The organism is Ralstonia sp. PBBBR1, from assembly GCF_002256165.1.
Taxonomy (GTDB): Bacteria; Pseudomonadota; Gammaproteobacteria; order Burkholderiales; family Burkholderiaceae; genus Ralstonia; species Ralstonia thomasii.
This window is the reverse complement of record NZ_NKIL01000006.1, coordinates 210,587-231,182: the sequence shown is the minus strand read 5'-3', so window position 1 is coordinate 231,182 and position 20,596 is coordinate 210,587. Positions and strand designations below refer to the sequence as shown.

The window sequence follows — 20,596 nt, the reverse complement described above, 5'->3', positions numbered from 1 at the left end:
ACCCTTCCTGGCCGATGGCGCGCGCCCTATGGATCGCGCCATCGGCCAGTTGCATTTTTGCGGTTCCATTCCGGGCATGGCGCGTGCTGTGTTGGCACTGGCGCCATCCGCCTCGCACCCTTTCCACTCCTCATGACCGACGACACCAGCCCCAAGCTGTTCGCTTCCTTGAAGAAACTGACCGGCACGGTCGTCTCGATGCTGCAGACGCGGCTCGAGCTGGCGAGCGTCGAACTGGCTGAAGAAAAAGAACGGCTGCTCGGCACCGCCTTCCTGGGCATGTTGGCCGTGAGCCTGATCGCCCTGTCCATCATGACGCTGACGGCGCTGGTGGTCATCCTGTGCTGGGATACGTATCGCTGGCAGTCCCTGGCCGTGATGGCGGCGCTGTATGCGCTGGGCGCTGCAGCGTGCCTGTGGAAGGTGCGTTCGCTGCTGCGCGACGCACCGCCGCTGTTCGAGGCCACGCTGGCCGAACTAGACAAAGACCGGGAGATCCTGCGCCGATGACTGATCCGACCGAACACGCGCCGTCACCGGGCACATCCGTGAACGAACCCGCATCGAGCGCGCGGCACCATGTGCGGCCGTCACGCCGCGGCGCCGAAACACGCCTGCCCTTGAGCGTGCGCAAGGAATTGCTGCTCACGCGCGCCGCGCTGGAGCGCTACGACTACGCTCAAGCCCGCAACGATGTCCATCGCGCCAGTAGCCGTATCTTCAGCCTGGGCGGCCTCGGAGCGTTGCTGCCAAGCCTGTTCCGCCCGCTGGCCCGGCCGAACAGCCTGATGCGGACGCTGGGCATTGCGCGTGAGTATCCGCTGGTGGGCACTGTACTGTCGCTCGCGTATGCAGGATTGCGCCGCACCGTCATCGGCCGGATCACGCGCAAGCTCGGCAAGGTGGGGATCGTGGCCGGAGCGGCCTGGTGGGGCTACAAGAAATGGCAGGAGGCACAAGCCGAGCACGTCGGCGCGCCAACCTCGGCGCCCAACGCCGATGCGGAGGAGATCATCCCAGGCAGCACCTCCTGAATGCTGCGCCCGCAAGAAAAGGCCGGGCAATCCGGCCTTTCTCATTTGCGGCAGCGCAATATCAGTGCAGCGGAATCGGATGACGCACGCGCTCCCACCGCCGGGCCATGCTCTGGCGCAAACCAGCAAGCCCGTGCGGTTGACCAGTGGCGCCAACTTCCGCCTCAGCCGGCTGCGCTGTCACGTCAGCGTCATGCGCGACACGCCGTCGGCCACCCCACATCAGCGCGCCGCTGGCGGTCCAGCCAATCACGAACAGGGTGTCACCAACATGCCGAAGAGAATCGGGCGACGTACCCGCATGGAAGATGGTGCCAAGCATATCGGGAGGCAGCTCCGCGCAGATCCACAAAAAAATCGCCAGCGCAGATGCAAAGACTCCCGGCTGCCACCATGGGTGGGCAACTTGCACTTTGTCGGTCTCCATGGCGCCCTCCATCGCTTCTTCTGGTGACGCTTCGATGCTATGCCCGGGATGCGCAAATGGCGACCCGCCCGTCGCTGAATGGCATGTCGGATTCGTCCGACATCGGCCACTGGCCAAGGCATTGGCACTGCTCCGTTTGGGCTAGGGACCATTCCGCATGACGCGTGGATGGCGTAACCACGAGGCGACGGCACTGCGCCTGCGCAGGCGTACTGACGATTACGGTGGAGGACCACTCCCCCCGCTCATATGCATAATGCATAAATGCAACGCATTGATGCCATACCGTACGCAACACACTCGCCCCACCATGCTGGCCGCCACCCACCTCCAACGCCGCGATGCACGCACCGGTGTCACGCTGCTGCAATCTGCCACGCTTGCTGTGCAGGCAGGCGACCGCATTGCGCTGACCGGGCCATCCGGCGCGGGCAAGAGCGTGCTGCTGCGCGCGCTGGCGCTGCTCGATCCGCTCGATGATGGGCAAGTGACATGGCATGGCCAAGGGATCGGTCCGCGCGCGGTTCCGGCCTATCGCTGTCGCGTGGCGTACGTGCGCCAGCGCCCAGCGCTGCTGCCCGGTACGGTGGAAGACAACCTGCGCCTGCCCTATCAGCTGCACGTGCGGCGCCAAAGCACCGGCTTCGATCGGGACGCCGCTATCGCCTTGCTTGTGGGTGCCGAGCGCGACGCCAGCTTTCTCGACAAGAACGCCGCCGATCTTTCCGGCGGTGAAGCACAGATCGCGGCGCTGGTTCGCACACTACAGACACGGCCGACCGTCCTCCTGCTCGACGAGCCTACGGCGGCCCTTGACCCCGCCTCTGCGCATGCGGTCGAGGCGCTGTTGCAGCATTGGTTTGCGCAGGCACCCGAGCGGCATGCGTGGATGTGGGTGACACACGATTCGGCGCAAGCAGAGCGCATCGGCCGGCAGCATTGGAAGATGGTTGCCGGGCAACTCGACACGGGGCCCGAGCAATGAACGGCCAGGACCTCCCCCTTTCCGCCTGGCAGGTCGGCATTGCGGCTGCGCTGATCCTCGTGAACGGTGCGCTGTCCATCGGCCTGGGGCTTGGGCTCGAGCGACGCCTGGCGTGGGCGGCCGTGCGCACCGTGGTGCAATTGCTGGCGGTGGGGTTCGTGCTCGAATGGGTATTCGCCCACGCGCAATGGGCGGTGGTGCTGGGCATCGTGACCGTCATGACGCTCATTGCAGGGCACGCGACTGGCAGTCGAGGCGCACGCGGCTATGCCGGACTGCGGTTGGACGGCACGTTGTCGGTCTTCGGCAGCACATGGCTGATCGGAGCGATCGGGCTGGTGGTCGTACTGCATGCGCATCCGTGGTATCAGCCGCAATACGCCATCCCGATCATGGGGATGATTCTTGGCAACACGCTCACCGGCGTAGGCCTGGCGCTCGAGCGCATGACCGGCGAGCTGACTGCCACGCGCGACCAAGTGGAGACGATTCTTGCGCTCGGCGGCACGCGCTGGGAAGCGGCGCGCAATGCAGCACGAACGGCCGTGCGCGCCGGCATGACACCGATCATCAACCAGATGACCGTGGTGGGCGTGGTGAGCCTGCCCGGCATGATGACGGGCCAGGTGCTGGCCGGGCAGTCTCCACTGGAGGCCGTGCGCTACCAGATCGTCATCATGTTCCTGCTGGCGGCAGCTTCTGGGCTGGGGACGGTTGCGGCCGTGCTGCTGGCCTATCGCCGGCTGTTCAGCCGTGAGCACCAGTTGCTGACTGCACGCATCACACAACGCGGCGGAACGAAATAGCATGCCGATCGCCCTATCCTGCGGCCTCGTGCTGCTCAACGAAGATGGCGAGGTGCTCCTCGCCCACGCCACTGAAACGCGCCACTGGGACATCCCCAAAGGCGCGCCCGACCCGGGCGAGAACCACCGCGACACCGCCCTGCGCGAGACGCGCGAGGAAACCGGTCTTGTGCTCGACGGCCACGCACTGATCGAACTCGGCCGTTTTCCCTATCGCCGTGACAAGGAGCTGCACCTATTCGCAACGCGCCTGCGCCGGGCGGAAGTTGCGCTTGACACGCTGACGTGCACGTCGATGTTCCACAGCTACCGCACCGGCCGGCTCATCCCCGAGATGGACGCATACCGCTGGACCGCGGCCGAAGAGCTGCCCCAATATGCGAGCCAATCGCTCACGCGCCTGTTTGCGCAGACGTTGACACTGCCAAGTATTGATGCCCGTCTGGCCGAGTCCGGGCTGTAGACGAACAGCGCCTAAACCGGCACGTCCCCTTCGATGGTCGTGCGATGCAGCGTGCGCCGATACTTGTCTGGGCAGCCGGGCGCAAAGTGGATGGTGGAGCGGTTATCCCAGAACAGCATGTCGCCGGGGCACCAGCGGTGCGTGTAGACGTTGTCGGCGCGGATGCTGTGGGCGAAGAGCTGCTCCAGCACGCTGGTGCTCTCGTCTTCCGGCAAGCCGATGATGTGCGAGGTGAAGCCCTCGTTGACGAAGAGTGCACGCTTGCCGGTTTCCGGATGCGTGCGCACAACGGGGTGATCGACCGGCGGCACGGCGTCGCGCTGCGCTTGCGTGAGCGGCGGACGCCAGGTCGACAGCGCACGCAATCGCTCATAGCGGTACACATACGAATGCACGGCACGGCGGCCTTCGATGATGCGCTTGAGATTGGCCGGCAGCGTTTCGTAGGCGCGCACCATGTTGGCGAACAGCGTATCGCCGCCCTCTTCCGGCAACTCGCGCGTGAGCAGCATCGAACCGAGGCTCGGCAGCGGCTTGTACGAAAGGTCGGAATGCCAATCGCGCCCCGCATCGCCCAAGCCGATCGGCTTGCCGTTCTCGACCACGTTGGAGACGACCAGGATTTCCGGATACCCGGCCAGATGGAACTGGTTCAGCACATGCACCTGCTGCGGTCCGAAACGGCGGCTGAACGTCACCTGCGCATGCGGCGTGAATTGCACGTCGCGGAAGACCAGCAGGCCATCGTGCGCCAGCCAGGCTTGGCGGATGGCGGCAATGTCGGCATCAGACAGATCGGCGGCATCGCCCAGGCCAAGAATCTCTGCGCCCAGCGGAGCGTCGGGCAGGCGGCGAATGTGGAATCGAGCCGTGTGAACGGCAGGAGCATCCGTGGGAAAAACGGCGGCAACAACGGCGTCGGACATGATGTAAGGGCGCGGCAATAGACGAATTTCACATTACACCGCCCGCCCCGGCCGTGTGCCAACGAAGGAATGCGCAGATCGATAAGCGCTCAGCCATAGATGGTGGCGTCAGGCAGGACGCCTTCCAGCGCGTAACGGCCGATGGCGCGCAGCTTGTAGTCGAGCGGGTCGTGCAGCGTGTGCGTGCGCGCGTTGCGCCAAAAACGGTCGAGCGCCAGCGCCGCCTTGGCTGAACGTGCGCCTGTCGCCTCGAACAACTCCTGGGCGATGAACAACGCGGCACGATGCGCCACCACCTTGGCTTCGGCCGTGGCGAGAGACACCTCGGCACGCTCTTGGGGCGAAAGCGCAACGCCTTTACGCCACGCGCGATCCAACCGTTGGATGGCGCGATCGGCCAGCGCTTCTGCAGCCAGCAATTGCACGCGCATCTCGCCAAAGCGGTGAATTTGGTAAGGATCGTCCGCCGCGCGCTCCACACCCGAGGTGATCCATGGCCGCGACGATTGCAGCGTGTGCTTGCGTGCCTCGTCCAGCGCGCCTGCGGCAATGCCGGTGTAGAGATTCACCAATACGTTCTGCGCGATACAGGAACGCAACGTTTGATATGGCGTGAGGACGACCTCGGGGCGGACCAGCACTTCATCTTCGCTGACCTGCACGTGCCGGAATTGCACGGATGCGCTGTCGGTCTGGCGCTGCCCGATCGGATGCCAGTCGTCGCGCACCGTAATGCCATAGCGCGCTGTCGGCACCACCGCAACGACGGGGTTGCCACTGGCCGCGTCGTGGGCAGATACGACCATCACGTCGGAGCCGAGCGCGCCGGAACAGAACCCCTTTTCGCCATCGAGCAGCCAGCCGCTGCCCGAACGCTGTGCACGCAGGCGATGGTCGAGCGGATTGACGGCGTTGCCCCACCACCAGCCCAGTTCTACGGTCGGCCGCAGGAAGCGTTCCCGCTGCGCGTCGGAGCCGTACAGATAGACGGTCGCAGTTTGCAGATACTGGAAAGCAAGCAAGTGCCCAAGCGAGCTGTCGACTGCCGCAATGGCACGCACCGTGGCAAAGGCATCCTCCCAACTGACGCCCGCTCCGCCGTACTGCGTAGGGATGACCAGCGGCAGCAAACCCGCGCGCGAAATCGCAGCTTTTTCGTGCGCGGCATGGCCGCCTTGCTGGTCGCGTTGCGCAGCGGTGGCCGCCAGATCAGCCAGCAGCTGCGTAAGGTCGGGGAGTTGATGCAGATCGTCGAGCTTCATGCGCTTGCCTCGCGTCGGAGACGTCATCCGGTGCAGGCACTATACGGATGGCCCCGACCGCCTTGAAGGAAGCAATCCGCATACGCATATCCAGCGCGCGACTATGCGTAGTGCACGCGCATGCGCTCGAGGCACGCGCGCGCATCACCCACGACGAGGTGACAACTGCAAGCGATCATGAGGTTGCGCGACAGGCCGAAATCTTCCACGACCCAGCCGTCGGCATCATTGCCATTGGCGTTCTGCACCTGCCCGACGAGCGGCACGGCGGGCACGTTGTAGCACCACACCTCCTTGCCGCGGGCGATGGCGTAGCCGATTTCGAAGCACGTACCGGAGTCGGGCTCGTGCCCGCGAAAATCCGCCACGTTGGCGATCACGGCATCCGCCAGATCGATCAGCGCGATGTTCTGCCGGTAGATTTCAGCGGCGGTAGCAGGCCCATCTGCCTGGGGAGCGATCGTGTTATCCAGCGGGTACAGGCCGCTAAAGCCAAACTCGGCGCACAACGCCTTGAGCGCCTCGCCGTGCGCAATGGGCTCCGGACGAAAAACGTCCGGCCCCGCGAGATACAGGCGCAACGTCATGACGCGGCCTGCGTCGAATGCACCGTCGAAGCACGTTCGACCAGCGTGCCGGGCAGCAACACGACACGGGCAGCCCCACTCACGCCTTCGATGCGTTCATGCACGAATTCGACCGCCTTGTAGCCGATGTCATACGTTGGTTGCCGGATCGTGGTGGTGCCGATCAACTCGGCCCATTCTGGATCATCGATCGACAGCAGCGCCGCCCGCTCCTGCCAGGCTGGGCCAAACTGCGTGCGCAGATGTCGCGCAACGACGAGCGCGACCGGCGCGTTGGCAACAAACAGCGCGAGTCGTTTTCCGCCTCGCTGATACACCGCATCGATGCGTGCATCGATCTCGGCCAGCGCACGCTCAGTTGAGGCCGGATCGTTCGGGTCGAGCACCACGGTCGGCTCCGCTGGCCGCCCTCGCGCTGCCATCGCCTCTCGAAAGGCAAGTTCGCGTTCACGCCGGGAACTGACCTGCTCAAACGGCTGCACGATGAACTGGATGGCATCGAAACCGTGATCCAGCAGATGTTGCACGCCCAGCCGGACGGCGTCGCGGTTATCGAGCCCCACGAGGTCGGCGTCGAACCCTTCTACCGTGCGATCCACCAGCACAGCGGGAATGCCGCCGCCCCGCAGCGGACGCAACACGGCCTCTTCCGCGCCGAGCGCGTTGACGATCAAGCCTTCGACCCGATACGTCGTCAGCAACTGGACGAACCGGCGCTCCATCTCGATCTCGTTTGCGGCGTGGCAGATGAGCGGCATGTAGCCCAGCGCGTGGCAGGCGGCTTCAACGCCTTGCAGGACTTCGATCGTGTAAGGATTGGTCAGATCGGCCACCAGCATGCCGAGCAGGCGATTGCGGCCCCGCTTGAGGCCACGGGCCATTTGGTTGGGCCGGTAGTTCAACCGCTGGATGGCGGCTTCGATGCGCTGTCGCAAATCTTCGGAAAGGACCTGCATCTCGCCGTTCAGATAGCGGGACACGCTGGTCTTGCCGGTTCCCGCTTCGCGGGCCACGTCGGTGATGGTCGCAGGGCGCGAGGAAGAGGATGGGAAATCAGTCACGATGCGCTTCAGAACGGGCCGTCGGCGCGAGGGACCGGAGCCAGGGTGCGAGGATCATAGCGCAATCCCGGCACGCGACTCACAAGGTGCGCGCGTGCTCCAGCACCTGTGGATTGACCAGGTTCTCGCGCAACGTACCGGCCAGCGCCTTGATCAGGTTGTCTGCCGCGCAGCGCGCCATTGCGTGCCGCGTCTCGTGCGTTGCGGAGCCGATATGGGGCAATACCACCACGTTCTTCATCGCCAGCAATGGCGAGTCGGGGGGCAGCGGCTCGTGCTCGAACACATCGAGCCCGGCGCCGCGGATCGTGCCATTGCGCAAGGCATGAATGAGCGCCGCTTCGTCGACGACGGGCCCCCGCGATGCATTGATCAGGATCGCGCCTCGCTTCATCTTGGCCAGTTCCGCCGGCCCGATCAGGTGCTGTGTTTCGGGCGTCAGCGGCACCTGCAGGCACACAAAATCCGCTTCGGCCAGCAACGTGTCGAGCGTCACGCGGCGCGCGCCGTACTGCGCTTCGGCCTCGGGATGCGAATGCCGATTCGTGTACACGACGCGCATCCGGAAACCCAGTGCTGCACGGCGAGCCAATGCCGCACCGATCCGCCCCAGGCCGACGATGCCAATCGTCTTGCCCTGAACATCCGTGCCGTAAAGCTCGGGTCCGATGCTGCGCTGCCAGTTGCCGGCCCTGACCCACTCGGCTAGTTCCACAACGCGCCGCGCAGACGAGAGGATCAGCGAAAACACGGTATCGGCAGTTGACTCCGTCAACACATCAGGTGTGTGCGCCAGCGTAATGCCACGACGCGTCAGATCGGGCACGTCGAAATTGTCGTAGCCGACTGAGATCGTGGACCACGCCTTGAGCCGGGGCGCGCGGTCGAGCATCTGCGAGGTGATCTTCAGGCTCGCACCGATCGCACCCTCGGCCTTTGTAAGCGCCTCGGTCAATGCCTCGGCGCCGTCAACCTGCACGAGTTCGACATGCTCGCGCAACTGAGCCGCGACATCGTCGGTCAAAGGCTTGTAGGCAACGACAAGCGGTTTCATCAGTTCATTTTCCAGGCACGGGGTGGGCGAGCGGGTAAGCATCGCGCGGTTGCGGCTTGACGCAGAGCGTCAGCACCACGGCCGCGAGGAGCGCGGCGCTCATGAAGGCGTAAGACGCCAGCGGCGAGCCGGTGGCACCGTTCAGGTAGCCAACGAAGTACGAGCCGACAAACGAACCGAGAGCGCCCATGCTGTTGATCAGCGCCATCGCGCCACCGGCGACGTTCTTCGGCAGCAACTCCGGCACGATCGCGAAGAACGGACCATACGGTGCATACATCGCCGCACCGGCAATCACGAGCAGCACATACGACATCCAGAAATGCGTTGAGCCGAGTGCAAACGATGCGGCAAACGCTGCGGCCCCCACCAGCAGGAACGGCCAGACGAACCCGCGCCGCGACCCCACCTTGTCGGATGCCCAAGACGCCGCGAGCATCGCGATGGTGGCCGCCAGATACGGCAGCGCCGACAGCCAGCCCGTCTCGACCATGCCGAGCGACGAGCCGTTCTTCACGATGGACGGTAGCCATAGCACGAAACCATAGACGCCGATGCTCCAGCAGAAGTACTGCGCGCACAGCTTGATGACGACAGGCGAGCGGAAGGCCTCGCCATAGTTGCGCATCGGCTTGATGGCCGCCTGTTCCGTCGCCAAGGCTTGTTCCAGGTCGCGCTTTTCCTGTGGGTTCAGCCACGGCGCCTGCGCGGGCTTGTCCTGCACCAGGCACCACCAGCACACGGCCCAGATGATGGCGGGCACGCCCTCGGCGATGAACATATGGCGCCAGCCGAACTCGCGCACGAGGTAGCCCGACACCACCGACATCCAGAGCACGGTCACGGGATTGCCCAGAATCAGAAACGTATTCGCGCGCGAACGCTCGTGCTTGGTAAACCAGTTGCTGATGTAGATGAGCATCGCCGGCATGACGGCCGCCTCGACCACACCCAGCACAAACCGGATCGCCATCAACGTTGGAATGTCACTCACGACGCCCGTGAGCGCCGCGCACAAGCCCCACAACACGAGGCTGATGAACACGAGCTTCTTCACGCTGCGGCGCTCTGCGTAGATCGCGCCAGGAATCTGGAAGAAGAAATAGCCGAGGAAAAACAGCGCGCCAATCAACGACGAGAGCCCCTGGCTGATCCCCAGATCGTGATTGATGCCGGCCGCCGCCGCGAAGCCATAGTTCGCGCGATCGAGGTAGGCCAGGCTGTAGGTGATAAAGACGATCGGCATGATCATCCACCAGCGCCGCGCAGCCAGTTGCGTTGCCATGGTCGTGTCTCCTTTGATGGTTTGCGTTGCCCGTGACGGGCGGCAGTCGAAGCGCTGCGTTACACGTTGGAAATGGGTTCCGGCTCGCATGCCATGCGGGCCGTTTGTTCAAGCACCTCGAGTGCGGCGCGCGTCGGCAGGCCTTCGGAATCTCCGATCACCTGGATCGCCAGTGCGCCAATACGGTTGCCGCGCGCAACAGCCAGATCGGGCGACAGCCCTTCAAGCAGCGCGCTGACAACGCCCACTGCAAAGCCGTCGCCCGCGCCCACTGTGTCGACGACGCGCGCTACACGCACGCCGTCGGCGATGCCTTCTGCTCCGTCGGCGGTCCGGTAGTACGCACCGGCCGCACCCAGCTTGATGGCCACACCTCGCGCACCTCGATCGAGATAGAAGCGCGCGATATCGGCCGGGGTGTCATAGCCGGTCAGTTGCTGTCCCTCGGCCAGGCCGGGCAGCACCCAATCGGAAAGCGACGCCAGCGCGTTGAGCGTCCTTACCATCTCCGCGGCGGACGGCCACAGCGTTGGGCGCAGGTTCGGATCGAAGGAGATCGAACCCCCGGCCGCACGCATCTCTCGCGCAAGGTGGAACGCCAGTTCACACGACGACGCTGAAATTGCGGGGGCCACGCCCGTCAGATGCAGATGGCGTGCGCCAAGCACGTAGTCGGCGACATAGTCGTCGCGCGAGAGCCGGCTGGCGGCCGAGCCCTTGCGGAAGTACTCCACACGCGGGTCACTGCCGTCGTCGGCCCGCGACTTCAGCTGGAAACCAGTCGGATATTGCGGGTCCACCGCCACGCATGAGACATCGATCCGTTCGCGCGCCAGCGTTTCCAGCACGTACTCGCCAAACGAATCCTGCCCCACCCGGCTCACATAGCCGACGCGAAAACCGAGGCGACTCAAGCCGATGGCCACATTCAGATCGGCACCCGCAATCCGCTTGGTGAACTGCGTGGCCTGCGCGAGCGGCCCCGGCGCCGTCGCCACGAACATCGCCATGGCTTCGCCGTAGGTGATGACATCCAACGTATGTGACATGCATAAGCTCCTTCGATGTCGCGTCCCCGTCAGGCGGCCTTGAGCCACATGACATGTTGATGGGCGTCCGCGGCGGGATCGACCGCGTTGAACGGAAATTCGATGCCGCGCGGTACATCGCCAGGCAGCGCGGCCAGCACAGCGGCGAATCGCGCATCGTTGCCCGCAGGCGCCACGGCAAAGCGACGCGCGCCCTCGCCCGCGACGCTCTTGCAATGGATGTATTCGACGTACGGGGCCAGCGCCTGCGCGCACGTAAGCGGCGTTTCGCCAGCCCACTCCCAGTTGCCAACGTCGAACGTCATGCCGAGCATGTCGGCCACGTCCGCCGCTTCCAATGCGCCGAACAAGCCTTGGAACTGCGACAGCGACCCGCCCACCGCCTGCTGACCGTTCTCGACCAGCACCCGTGCGCGCCAGCCTTGCAGGAGTCGGGCCAGCAACTCCGCCGACGCATCGCCGGCAAAGCCGCCAAGCTGGAACTTCACGATGCGCGCACCCAAGGTTTGCGCTTCAACCAGCGCACCTCGGACAGCGACCGTGTCCAGAGCGCCGACGTCCGTGTACAGCGCGGCCGGCGTGGAATAGACCGCCCACAGACCATGCGCTGCCATCAGGCGGCCCAATGCAGTCAGTAAGTCAGCCGATACCGTGCCATCCAGCCCAGCGGGCAACAATTCACGCCGCACCTCGAAGCCGGCTGCGCCGACCGACGCGGCCAGGGGAACATAGGCGTGATGCCCCTGCGCGCGCACCTGAGCGGCGCCGAACGCGCTCGCCACGATCACGATATCTGCCATGTGTGCGCTTTTTCCGTTATGGAACCGGTTCCAATTGGAGCTATGTTGGTGGCTGCAGATCCTGAGCGCTATAGAGGAAATCCCTAGCGGCGGTAGCCGATGCGACCCGTCGGCCATTTGATCGGCGGCGGTCAGTGCGATGGCGCTATCGGGAAGGCACACCGCGCTGTCGATGTGAAAAGCCCGGCCACCAAAAGCGGAAGGAGACGGCAATCGTGCGGAGCACGGCCAAACAAAAAGGGCCGACAGTTGCCTGTCAGCCCTTCGAATTTTGGTGGGTCCTGCGGGATTCGAACCCGCGACCAATAGATTAAAAGTCTACTGCTCTACCGACTGAGCTAAAGACCCCAAAGACCGCGATTATAGGAAGATATCTGCGATTCTGTCAACGCTCACCAGATCAAACGAGCTGCTCCATTCGCCACATCTGGTAGCGGAACGCCAGCACCGCACCGATCACGATGCCGGCCAGCGCGATGAACGAACCGATCGCCAGCGTCGACACGCCCGACAGCCCCTGCCCGATCGTGCAACCGAGCGCCGTGACGCCCCCAATGCCCATCAGGATGCCGCCAATGATGTGGTTGCCCGTGTCCTCGGCATTGGCAAAGCCCTCCCAGCGGAACGTGCGCGTGGCCAGCGCCACCGCTGCCGAGCCTGCAATCACGCCAAGCACGCTCACAATGCCGACCGTCAGTACCTTCGATGTATCACTAAAGAACATCAGCCACTCCAGCGTGTACGACACCGGAGCCACGAAGCTCAGCGCTTCCATGCGCCCGCTGTTGGTCGCCACAAACGCTTCCTGCAACGTGTTCGGATCTTCCTGCACGTAACCGAGATGCCCCGATACGTACCACATGCCGACGATGATGAGCCCGACGCCGATGCCGCCCAGCAGGTTGTCGCCCGTGCGGAAATCGCGCCCCAGCAGCGCCCACAGCGACAGCGCCCCGCCGATCCCCAGCGCCAGCACGAGACGCAGCGCGCGCGCATCGGTGGAGAACGCGTGGCCCAGCACGCTCGGCAGATCCTGCGACGTCGGCAACGCAACGGCTACGCTGTCCACCGTCGCCACACGCACCACCCCAAACACGCCCTTGAGCGTCATGTACGCCGCCAGCCCCAGGAACACGAACACCACGACCGACTTGAGATTGCCGCCGCCGATGCGCACCAGCGTCTTGCTGCCGCACCCCGAGCCCAGCACCATGCCGAAGCCGAACAACAGCCCGCCCACCAGCGACGACAGCCACAGCAGCTTGCTCGCCGTGTAGATCGTCTTGCTCGTATCGATCAGGCCAAGCCAGCTCAGGCATCCCGTGCCGATCATGGCCACGCCGATGGCCAGCGCCCACATGCGCAGCCGGTTCCAGTCGCCGATGTTGACGACATCGGACACCGCGCCCATGGTGCAGAAGTGCGTGCGCTGAAGGATCGCGCCAAACACGAACGTCAGCGCAAACGTGCCCCACAGCACTGTGTGGGACAACACGTTGAGATCGATATCGGGCATGGTGCCTCAGACGTAGCGGGTGGGGTCGGGCACGCCCGCGGCTTCAAAGCCGGCCTTGCGGATGCGGCACGAATCGCACGCGCCGCAAGCGCGGCCGGCGTCGTCGGCCTTGTAGCACGACACGGTCAGGCCGTAGTCCACGCCCAGCCGCACACCGGCCTGGATGATCTCCGCCTTGGTCATGTTGATGATGGGTGCGTTCACGCGGATGCGCTCGCCTTCCACGCCGGCCTTCGTCGCCAGGTTGGCCAGCGTTTCGTACGCGGCAACGTATTCGGGACGGCAATCCGGATAGCCGGAGTAGTCCACGGCATTCGCGCCAAAGAACAGGTCACGTGCGCCAACCGCCTCGGCCCAGCCAAGCGCCAGCGACAGCATGATCGTGTTGCGTGCCGGCACATACGTGATCGGGATGCCCGATTGCACACCGTCGGTCGGTACATCGAGCGCATCGTCCGTCAACGCGGAGCCCCCGAACTTGCGCAAGTCCAGATCGACGATTTCATGGCGCACTGCGCCGAGCGCCGCCGCCACTTTCTTGGCTGCTTCCAACTCGGACGAATGGCGCTGGCCGTAGCGCATCGACAGCGCGTAAGTCTCAAAGCCGTCGGCATTGGCCATGGCAAGCACGGTGGCAGAGTCCAGGCCGCCTGAGAGCAGGACGATGGCGCGTTTTTTCATGGGCGAAGCCTTGCAATGCAAATCGGGAAGGCCCGCATTTTAGCGTGCCGCCGCCCTGCCCGCGCCCAACCGGGCATATGCCCGCTATTCAGCGGTCCATGAAAAAACGCCCGCCGGTGCAGCCACGGGCGGGCGTTTGTTTACATGCCGGACGGCTTGCCGATCAGCGCATCGACTTCAGACGGCTTTGCGCCGTCTTAGCCTGCTCGGTGCCGGGATACTGCGAGACCACCGATTCCAGCGTCTTGCGTGCGGCCGCCTTCTGGCCAGACTCGCCCTGGTTGGTCGCCACCTGCAGCAGGGCATCGGGCGCCTTCGGATGCTGCGGATTGCTGCGCGCCATGTTCTCCAGCACGTAGCTCGAGCCCTTGTAGTCGCGCTGCGCATAGAGCGCGTTGCCCAGCCAGAATTGCGCCAGCGGCAGATACGGGCTTTGCGGATACTTCTTCACGAACGCCGAGAACTGGTTGCCCGCGCCCTTGAAGTCCCCGCCCTGGAACGCCTTGAGCGCAGCGTCGTATTCCGGCTTCTCGTTCGGCTGGACCATCCCTTCGCGACCGTCCACCGTCGCTTGCTGCGGCTCGAACTTCTTCAGGCGCGCATCGAGGTCGGCGTAGTAATCCTTTTGCTGCTTGGTCAGCGTATCGACGCTGTTCTGCAGGACTTCGTTCTGCCCGCGCAGGCGCGCCACTTCGGATTTGAGTGTCTCGATCTGGTTTTGCGCGTCGATCAGGTTCTTGCTGTTCTGATCGATGCGCTGGGCCGCCGTCGACTGGAAGTTGTTGAACTTGTCGCGCATGTCGATGATGGCGCGGCGCGCCTCATCGTCGTCAAACACCCCCGCTGCCGCCGGGCCGGCCACGGTGAGGGCGCCACCCGCGACGAGCGTCGCCATCAGGATGGCCCGACGCATGGCCCCATAAGCGCGCTGTTTCATCATCGTATTCATGTGATTGCCAACGTAAGAACGCCGGCCGCAACCTCGCAGCCGGCGCGTTCCACTTCAAACCATACCGATTAGTAGACGATGTCGGCGCGGCGGTTCTGTGCCCACGAGTCTTCGTCGTGGCCGGTCGCTTGCGGCTTTTCCTTACCCAGGCTCACGGCTTCCATCTGGCTGTCAGGCACGCCCATCGACGACAGGGCGCGACGCACGGCCTCGGCACGCTTCTGGCCCAGTGCGAGGTTGTATTCGCTCGTGCCGCGCTCGTCGGTGTTGCCCTGGATCAGGACCTTGCGCTGGTTGTGCGATTGCAGGTAGCGCGAGTGCTGACCCAGCAGGCCTTGGTACTCCGACTTGACCGAGTAGCTGTCGAAATCGAAGTAGATGCTGCGCTTGGCCAGCGGGCTGTTCGGGTCGGTCAGCTCGTCGCGGCCCACGTCCACCGGGGTCACCGTGCGGGCGTCAGCGCCCGTGCCAGCGGCACCGCCCGTCCCGTTCTTGGCGGTGTCATCGAGCTTCACGCCCGAGCTGCAAGCGCCCAGGGCCAGCAGCGCGGCAATGGCTGCAAGTTTGATCATGGTTTGGGACTTCGACATGTCCGATTTCTCCTGTTGGAACAGCTTCGTTATTGCATGAAAGGACCCCACGCCGGCTCACGAACTTCGCCGGCCTGGAGGGAAAGAACCTGACGCGTGCGGCCATCGGTGGACACAGCGGCCAACACCGATTTGCCGCCAACGCGCGTGGCATACAGGATGAACTTGCCGTTGGCCGCAAAGCTCGGCGATTCATCGTTAGAGGTGTCCGTCAACGCGTTCACATCGCCATTCGACAAATCCTGCGTGTACAGGCGGAAGGCACCGCCCACGCGCGAAATGTACGCCAGCAGCTTGCCGTCTGGCGACACACGCGGGCTCGTGTTGTAGTTGCCCTTGAACGTCACGCGTTGCGCACCGCCCGCCTCTTCGCCGTCAACCGACATGCGATAGATCTGCGGTGCGCCACCGCGGTCGCTGGTGAAGTAGATGGAGCGGCCATCCGGCGAGAACGACGGCTCGGTATCGATCGCGCTGCTGCGGCTCAGGCGGCGCAGGCCCGAGCCATCGGCGTTGACCAGGTAGACCTGCGTATTGCCATCGCGCGAGAGCGACACCGCCACATGACGGCCGTCCGGCGACCAGGCCGGCGCAGAGTTGTTGCCCTTCTGGTTCGAGATGACCGTGCGGCGGCCTGCCACCAGGTCGTGCACATACACCACCGGCTTCTTGCTCTCGAACGACACATACGCGACCTTGGTGCCATCCGGCGACCACGCCGGCGAGATGATCGGCTCGTTGCTCGTCAATGCGATCTGCGGGTTGGCGCCGTCCGAGTCGGAAATCTGCAGCTGGAAGCGGCGGCCGACCTTGGACACGTACGACAGACGCGTTGCAAAAACACCGCGCTCGCCAATCAGCTTCTGGTAGATGTAATCGGCAATTTCGTGTGCGGCCAGGCGCAGTTGGCCGGGGCCGCGCGTAAGCGACAGACCGCCCAGGCTTTCGCCCTTGGCGGTGTCGTACAGGCGGAAGCGGATTTCGTAGCGGTCGCCGTTACGGGTCACGGTGCCGCCCACGAATGCTGCGGCGCCCTTGGCTTTCCAGGCACCCAGGTCAGGTGCGGGGCTCTCCGGTACCACGGCGCCCGCGACATCGACGTTCGAGAAGCGGCCGCTGCGCACCAGGTCTGCCCGGACGATGGCCGAGAGGTTTTGCGGGGCCTGCGCCTCGCCCTGGAAGTTGGCGATCGCGATCGGGTACTGGCTGGCGCCGACGCCCGAGATCTCCACATTGAGCTGGGCATGGGCCACGCCGGCGCACGCTGCGGTCAGCAGCAGTGCCTGCGCAGCGCGTCGGAACATCGGGATCCACATCGTTCGCATCATGTTCATCTTCCCTACTGTCAAATCCGGAATCTGAGTACGCCGGCCAGCGCCACTTTGAGGAGCGCCAACCCGTTATTCCTTCGGCCGGAACGTCAGGATGACGCTCGACGGCGCTTTGCCGTTGGTATCGCGTGGCAGCGGGTCGGAGCGCTCGACCGCACGCATCACCGCTTCGTCATAGGCGCCATTGCCGCTCGATTTCGTCAGGCGCTTGGACAGGATCGAACCGTCCGGCGCCATCTGCACCGACACCACTGCCGACGGGTTGCCATTGACGGCCGAAGGATCGAACAGGATGTTCGGCTTGACCTTGGCCCGTACGCGCTCGGCATATCCTGCCGACGCCGTACCGCCCGTGCCTTGGGCATTGCCGACACCGCCGCCGGAGCCCGCCACCGTGCCCGTCGCACCCGCACCCGCCATCGCACGCAGACGGTCCAACTGCGCCTGGCGTTGTGCATTGGCGCGCGACTCATTCGCCTTATGCTCGGCGTCGGCCTTGGCTTTGGCTTCTGCGGCGACCTTGGCCTTCAATTCCTTCTGCTTCGCATCGGCTTCCGCCTTGGCCTTCGCTTCGGCCTGGGCTTGCAGCTGTGCATTCTTGCGGGCCTGCGCTGCGTCCGCGGCAGCCTTCTCAGCGGCCTTTTCCTTGGCCTGATGTTCTGCCAAGGCCTTGCGTTGGAGTTCCGCCTGACGCACCTGCTGCTCTTCCTTCAGACGGGCTTGACGCTGGGCTTCGGCGCGTTCTTCGGCGGCGCGGCGGGCGAGTTCGGCCTCACGGGCGGCGGCAGCTTCCTGCTCGCGCTTGCGCTTCTGCTGCTCCAGCGCGATATCGGCTTCCTCTTCCACCTTGGCCGGCGGTGCCTTGATCACCGGTTCGGGCTTGACCTCGGGCACCGGCGCGGCCTGCTGCACGGCCTGCTGAACCGCCGCCTCGTCCCACAGTTCGGCTTCCTCGCCGCGCGGGGTGCTGCTCTGCCACTGCACGCCAAAGTACAGAAAGATGATCAGCAGAACGTGTGTCAGGACCGCCAGCCCGAATGCGCGCAGCGTGCCGCGCTCGCGAACAGGCTCGTAACGGTGCAACGACGTCGTAGCCATGACGTTCAGGTTGCCTCGCCCGGATTCTTCAGCGTGCTCATGACGATTTCACCATCAGGCCGACGCGCTTCACGCCATCGCCCTTGAGCACGCTCATCACGGTCAGCACGCGGTCATACTGGACCGACTTGTCGGCGGCAATCACGACGGGCTGATCAGGATTTTCGTCAGTGCGCTGCTTCACAAATGCGCGCAGCTCGTTGTTGTTGGCGAGCTTCTGCTCGGTTGCTCCCGAACCGGTCTTGATGCGAGCAAGGATCGTGCCGTCGCCCTTGATCGTCACGACGATGGGCGGCTGGGTCTGCTGCGGCGTGGCGTTGGCCACCGAGGGCAGATTGACCACGCCCGGGTTCACCACGGGTGCCGCCACCATGAAGATGACCAGCAGCACCAGCATCACGTCGATGTACGGAACAACGTTGATGTCAGCCTTGGCCCGTCGGGCGCGGCGCGTTCGCTGGATGGTAGCCATGAGCGCGACTCCTTAGCGCGTCTGGCGCTGGAGGATGTTCGAGAACTCTTCCATGAAGCTCTCGAACCGGTTGGCCAGGCGGTCCATTTCGGTGGCGTAGCGGTTGTAGGCGATCACCGCCGGAATGGCCGCAAACAGACCGATGGCCGTGGCGACCAGCGCTTCGGCAATACCGGGCGCCACCGCCGACAGCGTCGCCTGCTGCACGTTGGACAGGCCGCGGAAGGCGTTCATGATGCCCCAGACCGTGCCGAACAGGCCGATATACGGACTGACCGAGCCGACCGACGCCAGGAATGGCAGGTGCGATTCGAGCGAGTCCATCTCGCGCTGGTAAGCCGCACGCATGGCACGGCGGGAAGCATCGAGGATGGCACTCGGATCGCCGCCGCCGCGCTGCAGCTCACGCGCTTTCAAATATTCGCGCATGCCGGCTTCAAAGATGCGCTCAAGCGCGCCGGTGGTGTGGCGGTTGTTGGCGGCGCTCTGATACAGCGCCTGGAGGTCGCCGCCAGCCCAGAAATCGCGCTCGAACGATTCGGTCTGGCTGCGCGCGGCGCGCAGGGCGAAGGCTTTGCGGAAGATGTACGTCCAGGAGAACAGCGACATCACCAGCAGCAGGCCCATGACGAATTGGACCAGGAGGCTGGCGTGCAGCACCAGCGAGACGATCGACAGATCTTGTGTGACCTCGACGGGATTCATGCGGCGGCTTTGATGGTTGCGAGTACGGGAGCGGGAATCGGGGTCGGCCGGAAAGTGAGCCGGTCGACACATCCAACACGAATCGTGCCTGATGCGAGCAAAACATCGCCACGCCAGCCTTCTTGGGCGAATTGGACAGACGCAGGGCCAACCCGTTCCATACGCGAACGGATCTGCAGCAGGTCATCCAGGCGCGCCGGCGCGCGGTAATCCACGGCGGTGCTGCGGACCACGAAAATGGCCCCGGTCGTGTCGGCCAGAGCCTGCTGGTCGACCCCAAGCGCGCGCAGCCACTCGGTGCGGGCGCGCTCAAAAAATTTCAAATAGTTGGCGTAAAACACCACGCCGCCTGCGTCGGTATCTTCCCAATACACGCGCAGGTTCCAGTCAAAAGAAGCCATCGAGTAATTTTACCAAGACGCAAGTGACGGCCAGACATCCACCGACTGGCCGAGGGCTTGCGCTCGAATTCAGGCCATGCCTCGCGTCACGCTGGTGGCCGAGAATGACTGGCAAACGGGCATCAGCTCCATCGCGTTGACATTGAAGTGCGCGGGAAGCGCCGCCATCCAGTAGACCGCCTCGGCAATATCGTCTGCCGTCAGCGCTTCCGTGCCTTCGTAGACCTTCTCTACGCGGGCATCGTCCCCCTTGAAACGGACGTTGGAAAACTCGGTGCCGGAGCAAAGACCTGGCTCAACGTTCGATACGCGGACGCGGGTACCAGTCAAGTCCGCGCGCAAGTTCAACGAGAACTGGCGGACGAACGCCTTGGTGGCGCCGTACACGTTGCCGCCCGGGTATGGGTACGTCCCCGCAATCGAGCCGATATTGATGATGTGTCCGCGATTGCGCTCGACCATGGCCGGAAGTAACGCACGCGTCATATGAACCAGCCCGGAGCAGTTGGTGCCGATCATGCGGTCCCAATCGGTCAGGTCAGCGCGCTGGGCAGGTTCAAGGCCGAGAGCCAGACCGGCGTTGTTGACGAGCACGTCGACTTCGCGCCAGCCCTCGGGCAGGGTGCCCGGCAACGCAGCAACGGCATCGACGTCCAGCACATCCAGCACGAACGGCAGCACCGCGTCGCCCAACTCGGCCTTGAGCGCATCAAGACGGTCCTGGCGGCGCCCTGCCGCGATCACACGATGGCCTTCTTGTACGAAACGCCGCGCGATGGCCGCGCCGAACCCGGCGGTTGCGCCGGTCACGAATACGATCATGAAAGTGTCTCCGGACCTGAAATAGCGAAAGATCAGAGTTTACCTGAAGCCTTGTGCCTTATTGCACCGCAATGTGCGTGTCTGCACGCCCGCTTCTTGCGGCGGCCATGGGGCTGTCGTACACTCGCGAACAACCATTCCACCTTGCGCGACTGGCGAATCCTGAAGCCGCTTCAGCGGCTTCGACATGTGGGCAGCGACCACGAGGAAGCGCAAGGTTTCTGGCGTCATGCACAACGGCGCCTGCCGCTCGCCTGGGCAGCGAATGGGAAGCACAGGGTGACTCGGACAC

Annotated in this window: 24 protein-coding genes, 1 tRNA gene and 1 riboswitch; of the genes, 5 read left to right on the top strand and 20 right to left on the bottom strand. The window is 64.4% G+C overall.

Annotation, left to right across the window (positions count from 1 at the left end):
- The first annotated feature begins 132 nt into the window (after positions 1-132).
- Both CFE42_RS12250 and CFE42_RS12245 read left to right on the top strand, forming a co-directional pair.
- On the top strand, positions 133-510 hold the full coding sequence (locus CFE42_RS12250) for a phage holin family protein (protein ID WP_004629477.1): 378 nt from the start codon (positions 133-135) through the stop codon (positions 508-510).
- Positions 507-1,034 carry a DUF3318 domain-containing protein gene (locus tag CFE42_RS12245; protein ID WP_004629478.1) on the top strand — a complete coding sequence of 176 codons (528 nt, stop codon included), beginning with the start codon at positions 507-509 and terminating at the stop codon, positions 1,032-1,034. Before CFE42_RS12250 ends, CFE42_RS12245 begins: the two co-directional genes overlap by 4 nt.
- A 61-nt stretch (positions 1,035-1,095) precedes the next feature.
- Here the strand turns inward: CFE42_RS12245 and CFE42_RS12240 are convergent, their stop codons facing one another.
- Positions 1,096-1,461 carry a hypothetical protein gene (locus CFE42_RS12240; protein ID WP_004629479.1) on the bottom strand — a complete coding sequence of 122 codons (366 nt, stop codon included), beginning with the start codon at positions 1,459-1,461 and terminating at the stop codon, positions 1,096-1,098.
- 310 nt (positions 1,462-1,771) lie between these two features.
- On the opposite strand from CFE42_RS12240, the gene CFE42_RS12235 reads away from it, so the two are divergent.
- From CFE42_RS12235 to CFE42_RS12225, 3 genes are read left to right on the top strand one after another with little or no spacing between them, the layout of a single operon-like run.
- Positions 1,772-2,446: an ATP-binding cassette domain-containing protein gene (locus tag CFE42_RS12235; RefSeq protein WP_004629480.1), complete on the top strand. Its 675-nt coding sequence runs from the start codon at positions 1,772-1,774 to the stop codon at positions 2,444-2,446.
- The gene (gene fetB / locus CFE42_RS12230) at positions 2,443-3,252 is read left to right on the top strand and encodes an iron export ABC transporter permease subunit FetB (protein ID WP_004629482.1); all 810 of its coding nucleotides are present in this window, start codon (positions 2,443-2,445) and stop codon (positions 3,250-3,252) included. The genes CFE42_RS12235 and fetB overlap by 4 nt, the downstream gene beginning before the upstream one ends.
- A gap of 1 nt (position 3,253) precedes the next feature.
- A complete protein-coding gene (locus tag CFE42_RS12225; protein WP_004629483.1) occupies positions 3,254-3,715 on the top strand; it encodes an NUDIX hydrolase in 462 nt (153 codons plus the stop codon).
- 11 nt (positions 3,716-3,726) lie between these two features.
- Here the strand turns inward: CFE42_RS12225 and CFE42_RS12220 are convergent, their stop codons facing one another.
- The 19 genes from CFE42_RS12220 to ydfG form a co-directional block, all read right to left on the bottom strand.
- Positions 3,727-4,641, bottom strand: a complete 915-nt coding sequence (locus tag CFE42_RS12220) for a TauD/TfdA family dioxygenase (protein WP_004629485.1) — start codon at positions 4,639-4,641, stop codon at positions 3,727-3,729.
- 89 nt (positions 4,642-4,730) lie between these two features.
- Positions 4,731-5,903: an acyl-CoA dehydrogenase family protein gene (locus CFE42_RS12215; RefSeq protein WP_004629487.1), complete on the bottom strand. Its 1,173-nt coding sequence runs from the start codon at positions 5,901-5,903 to the stop codon at positions 4,731-4,733.
- A 101-nt stretch (positions 5,904-6,004) separates the two neighbouring features.
- Positions 6,005-6,490 carry a nucleoside 2-deoxyribosyltransferase gene (locus CFE42_RS12210; protein ID WP_004629489.1) on the bottom strand — a complete coding sequence of 162 codons (486 nt, stop codon included), beginning with the start codon at positions 6,488-6,490 and terminating at the stop codon, positions 6,005-6,007.
- Positions 6,487-7,551 carry a LacI family DNA-binding transcriptional regulator gene (locus tag CFE42_RS12205; RefSeq protein WP_037043913.1) on the bottom strand — a complete coding sequence of 355 codons (1,065 nt, stop codon included), beginning with the start codon at positions 7,549-7,551 and terminating at the stop codon, positions 6,487-6,489. Before CFE42_RS12205 ends, CFE42_RS12210 begins: the two co-directional genes overlap by 4 nt.
- A gap of 79 nt (positions 7,552-7,630) precedes the next feature.
- Positions 7,631-8,605: an NAD(P)-dependent oxidoreductase gene (locus CFE42_RS12200; RefSeq protein WP_037043916.1), complete on the bottom strand. Its 975-nt coding sequence runs from the start codon at positions 8,603-8,605 to the stop codon at positions 7,631-7,633.
- A gap of 4 nt (positions 8,606-8,609) precedes the next feature.
- Complete coding sequence (locus tag CFE42_RS12195) at positions 8,610-9,890, bottom strand: MFS transporter (protein ID WP_004629495.1); 1,281 nt, start codon at positions 9,888-9,890, stop codon at positions 8,610-8,612.
- 59 nt (positions 9,891-9,949) lie between these two features.
- Positions 9,950-10,939: a sugar kinase gene (locus CFE42_RS12190; RefSeq protein WP_004629497.1), complete on the bottom strand. Its 990-nt coding sequence runs from the start codon at positions 10,937-10,939 to the stop codon at positions 9,950-9,952.
- 29 nt (positions 10,940-10,968) lie between these two features.
- Positions 10,969-11,739, bottom strand: a complete 771-nt coding sequence (locus CFE42_RS12185) for a TIM barrel protein (protein WP_004629499.1) — start codon at positions 11,737-11,739, stop codon at positions 10,969-10,971.
- Positions 11,740-12,011: 272 nt separating this feature from the next.
- A tRNA-Lys gene (locus tag CFE42_RS12180) sits at positions 12,012-12,087 on the bottom strand.
- 52 nt (positions 12,088-12,139) lie between these two features.
- Entirely contained in the window at positions 12,140-13,255 is a 1,116-nt protein-coding gene (locus CFE42_RS12175) for a YeeE/YedE family protein (protein ID WP_004629501.1), read from the bottom strand.
- A gap of 6 nt (positions 13,256-13,261) precedes the next feature.
- Complete coding sequence (gene queC / locus CFE42_RS12170) at positions 13,262-13,936, bottom strand: 7-cyano-7-deazaguanine synthase QueC (RefSeq protein ID WP_004629504.1); 675 nt, start codon at positions 13,934-13,936, stop codon at positions 13,262-13,264.
- Between the two features lie 163 nt (positions 13,937-14,099).
- On the bottom strand, positions 14,100-14,885 hold the full coding sequence (gene ybgF, locus CFE42_RS12165) for a tol-pal system protein YbgF (RefSeq protein ID WP_004629505.1): 786 nt from the start codon (positions 14,883-14,885) through the stop codon (positions 14,100-14,102).
- Between the two features lie 68 nt (positions 14,886-14,953).
- Positions 14,954-15,475 (bottom strand): peptidoglycan-associated lipoprotein Pal, encoded by a 522-nt coding sequence (gene pal / locus CFE42_RS12160; RefSeq protein ID WP_004629508.1) that lies wholly within the window; start codon positions 15,473-15,475, stop codon positions 14,954-14,956.
- 29 nt (positions 15,476-15,504) lie between these two features.
- A complete protein-coding gene (tolB, locus tag CFE42_RS12155) occupies positions 15,505-16,779 on the bottom strand; it encodes a Tol-Pal system beta propeller repeat protein TolB (protein ID WP_238563747.1) in 1,275 nt (424 codons plus the stop codon).
- 96 nt (positions 16,780-16,875) lie between these two features.
- The gene (tolA, locus tag CFE42_RS12150) at positions 16,876-17,904 is read right to left on the bottom strand and encodes a cell envelope integrity protein TolA (RefSeq protein ID WP_004629513.1); all 1,029 of its coding nucleotides are present in this window, start codon (positions 17,902-17,904) and stop codon (positions 16,876-16,878) included.
- A 37-nt stretch (positions 17,905-17,941) separates the two neighbouring features.
- The gene (tolR, locus tag CFE42_RS12145; protein ID WP_004629515.1) at positions 17,942-18,376 is read right to left on the bottom strand and encodes a protein TolR; all 435 of its coding nucleotides are present in this window, start codon (positions 18,374-18,376) and stop codon (positions 17,942-17,944) included.
- Positions 18,377-18,388: 12 nt separating this feature from the next.
- Entirely contained in the window at positions 18,389-19,081 is a 693-nt protein-coding gene (gene tolQ, locus CFE42_RS12140) for a protein TolQ (RefSeq protein ID WP_004629517.1), read from the bottom strand.
- Complete coding sequence (ybgC, locus tag CFE42_RS12135) at positions 19,078-19,482, bottom strand: tol-pal system-associated acyl-CoA thioesterase (RefSeq protein ID WP_004629519.1); 405 nt, start codon at positions 19,480-19,482, stop codon at positions 19,078-19,080. The genes tolQ and ybgC overlap by 4 nt, the downstream gene beginning before the upstream one ends.
- 69 nt (positions 19,483-19,551) lie before the next feature.
- Entirely contained in the window at positions 19,552-20,304 is a 753-nt protein-coding gene (gene ydfG / locus CFE42_RS12130; protein WP_004629521.1) for a bifunctional NADP-dependent 3-hydroxy acid dehydrogenase/3-hydroxypropionate dehydrogenase YdfG, read from the bottom strand.
- A gap of 138 nt (positions 20,305-20,442) precedes the next feature.
- Positions 20,443-20,571, top strand: a riboswitch (ZMP/ZTP riboswitch).
- Positions 20,572-20,596: the final 25 nt, after the last annotated feature.

Excerpts from the sequence above, each read along its gene's own strand:
- CFE42_RS12250 (WP_004629477.1), top strand. The coding sequence starts at position 133 with ATGACCGACGACACCAGCCCCAAGCTGTTCGCTTCCTTGAAGAAACTG.
- CFE42_RS12245 (WP_004629478.1), top strand. The coding sequence starts at position 507 with ATGACTGATCCGACCGAACACGCGCCGTCACCGGGCACATCCGTGAAC.
- CFE42_RS12240 (WP_004629479.1), bottom strand. The coding sequence starts at position 1,461 with ATGGAGACCGACAAAGTGCAAGTTGCCCACCCATGGTGGCAGCCGGGA.
- CFE42_RS12235 (WP_004629480.1), top strand. The coding sequence starts at position 1,772 with ATGCTGGCCGCCACCCACCTCCAACGCCGCGATGCACGCACCGGTGTC.
- fetB (WP_004629482.1), top strand. The coding sequence starts at position 2,443 with ATGAACGGCCAGGACCTCCCCCTTTCCGCCTGGCAGGTCGGCATTGCG.
- CFE42_RS12225 (WP_004629483.1), top strand. The coding sequence starts at position 3,254 with ATGCCGATCGCCCTATCCTGCGGCCTCGTGCTGCTCAACGAAGATGGC.
- CFE42_RS12220 (WP_004629485.1), bottom strand. The coding sequence starts at position 4,641 with ATGTCCGACGCCGTTGTTGCCGCCGTTTTTCCCACGGATGCTCCTGCC.
- CFE42_RS12215 (WP_004629487.1), bottom strand. The coding sequence starts at position 5,903 with ATGAAGCTCGACGATCTGCATCAACTCCCCGACCTTACGCAGCTGCTG.
- CFE42_RS12210 (WP_004629489.1), bottom strand. The coding sequence starts at position 6,490 with ATGACGTTGCGCCTGTATCTCGCGGGGCCGGACGTTTTTCGTCCGGAG.
- CFE42_RS12200 (WP_037043916.1), bottom strand. The coding sequence starts at position 8,605 with ATGAAACCGCTTGTCGTTGCCTACAAGCCTTTGACCGACGATGTCGCG.
- CFE42_RS12195 (WP_004629495.1), bottom strand. The coding sequence starts at position 9,890 with ATGGCAACGCAACTGGCTGCGCGGCGCTGGTGGATGATCATGCCGATC.
- CFE42_RS12190 (WP_004629497.1), bottom strand. The coding sequence starts at position 10,939 with ATGTCACATACGTTGGATGTCATCACCTACGGCGAAGCCATGGCGATG.
- CFE42_RS12185 (WP_004629499.1), bottom strand. The coding sequence starts at position 11,739 with ATGGCAGATATCGTGATCGTGGCGAGCGCGTTCGGCGCCGCTCAGGTG.
- CFE42_RS12175 (WP_004629501.1), bottom strand. The coding sequence starts at position 13,255 with ATGCCCGATATCGATCTCAACGTGTTGTCCCACACAGTGCTGTGGGGC.
- queC (WP_004629504.1), bottom strand. The coding sequence starts at position 13,936 with ATGAAAAAACGCGCCATCGTCCTGCTCTCAGGCGGCCTGGACTCTGCC.
- ybgF (WP_004629505.1), bottom strand. The coding sequence starts at position 14,885 with ATGAATACGATGATGAAACAGCGCGCTTATGGGGCCATGCGTCGGGCC.
- pal (WP_004629508.1), bottom strand. The coding sequence starts at position 15,475 with ATGTCGAAGTCCCAAACCATGATCAAACTTGCAGCCATTGCCGCGCTG.
- tolB (WP_238563747.1), bottom strand. The coding sequence starts at position 16,779 with ATGTTCCGACGCGCTGCGCAGGCACTGCTGCTGACCGCAGCGTGCGCC.
- tolA (WP_004629513.1), bottom strand. The coding sequence starts at position 17,904 with ATGGCTACGACGTCGTTGCACCGTTACGAGCCTGTTCGCGAGCGCGGC.
- tolR (WP_004629515.1), bottom strand. The coding sequence starts at position 18,376 with ATGGCTACCATCCAGCGAACGCGCCGCGCCCGACGGGCCAAGGCTGAC.
- tolQ (WP_004629517.1), bottom strand. The coding sequence starts at position 19,081 with ATGAATCCCGTCGAGGTCACACAAGATCTGTCGATCGTCTCGCTGGTG.
- ybgC (WP_004629519.1), bottom strand. The coding sequence starts at position 19,482 with ATGGCTTCTTTTGACTGGAACCTGCGCGTGTATTGGGAAGATACCGAC.
- ydfG (WP_004629521.1), bottom strand. The coding sequence starts at position 20,304 with ATGATCGTATTCGTGACCGGCGCAACCGCCGGGTTCGGCGCGGCCATC.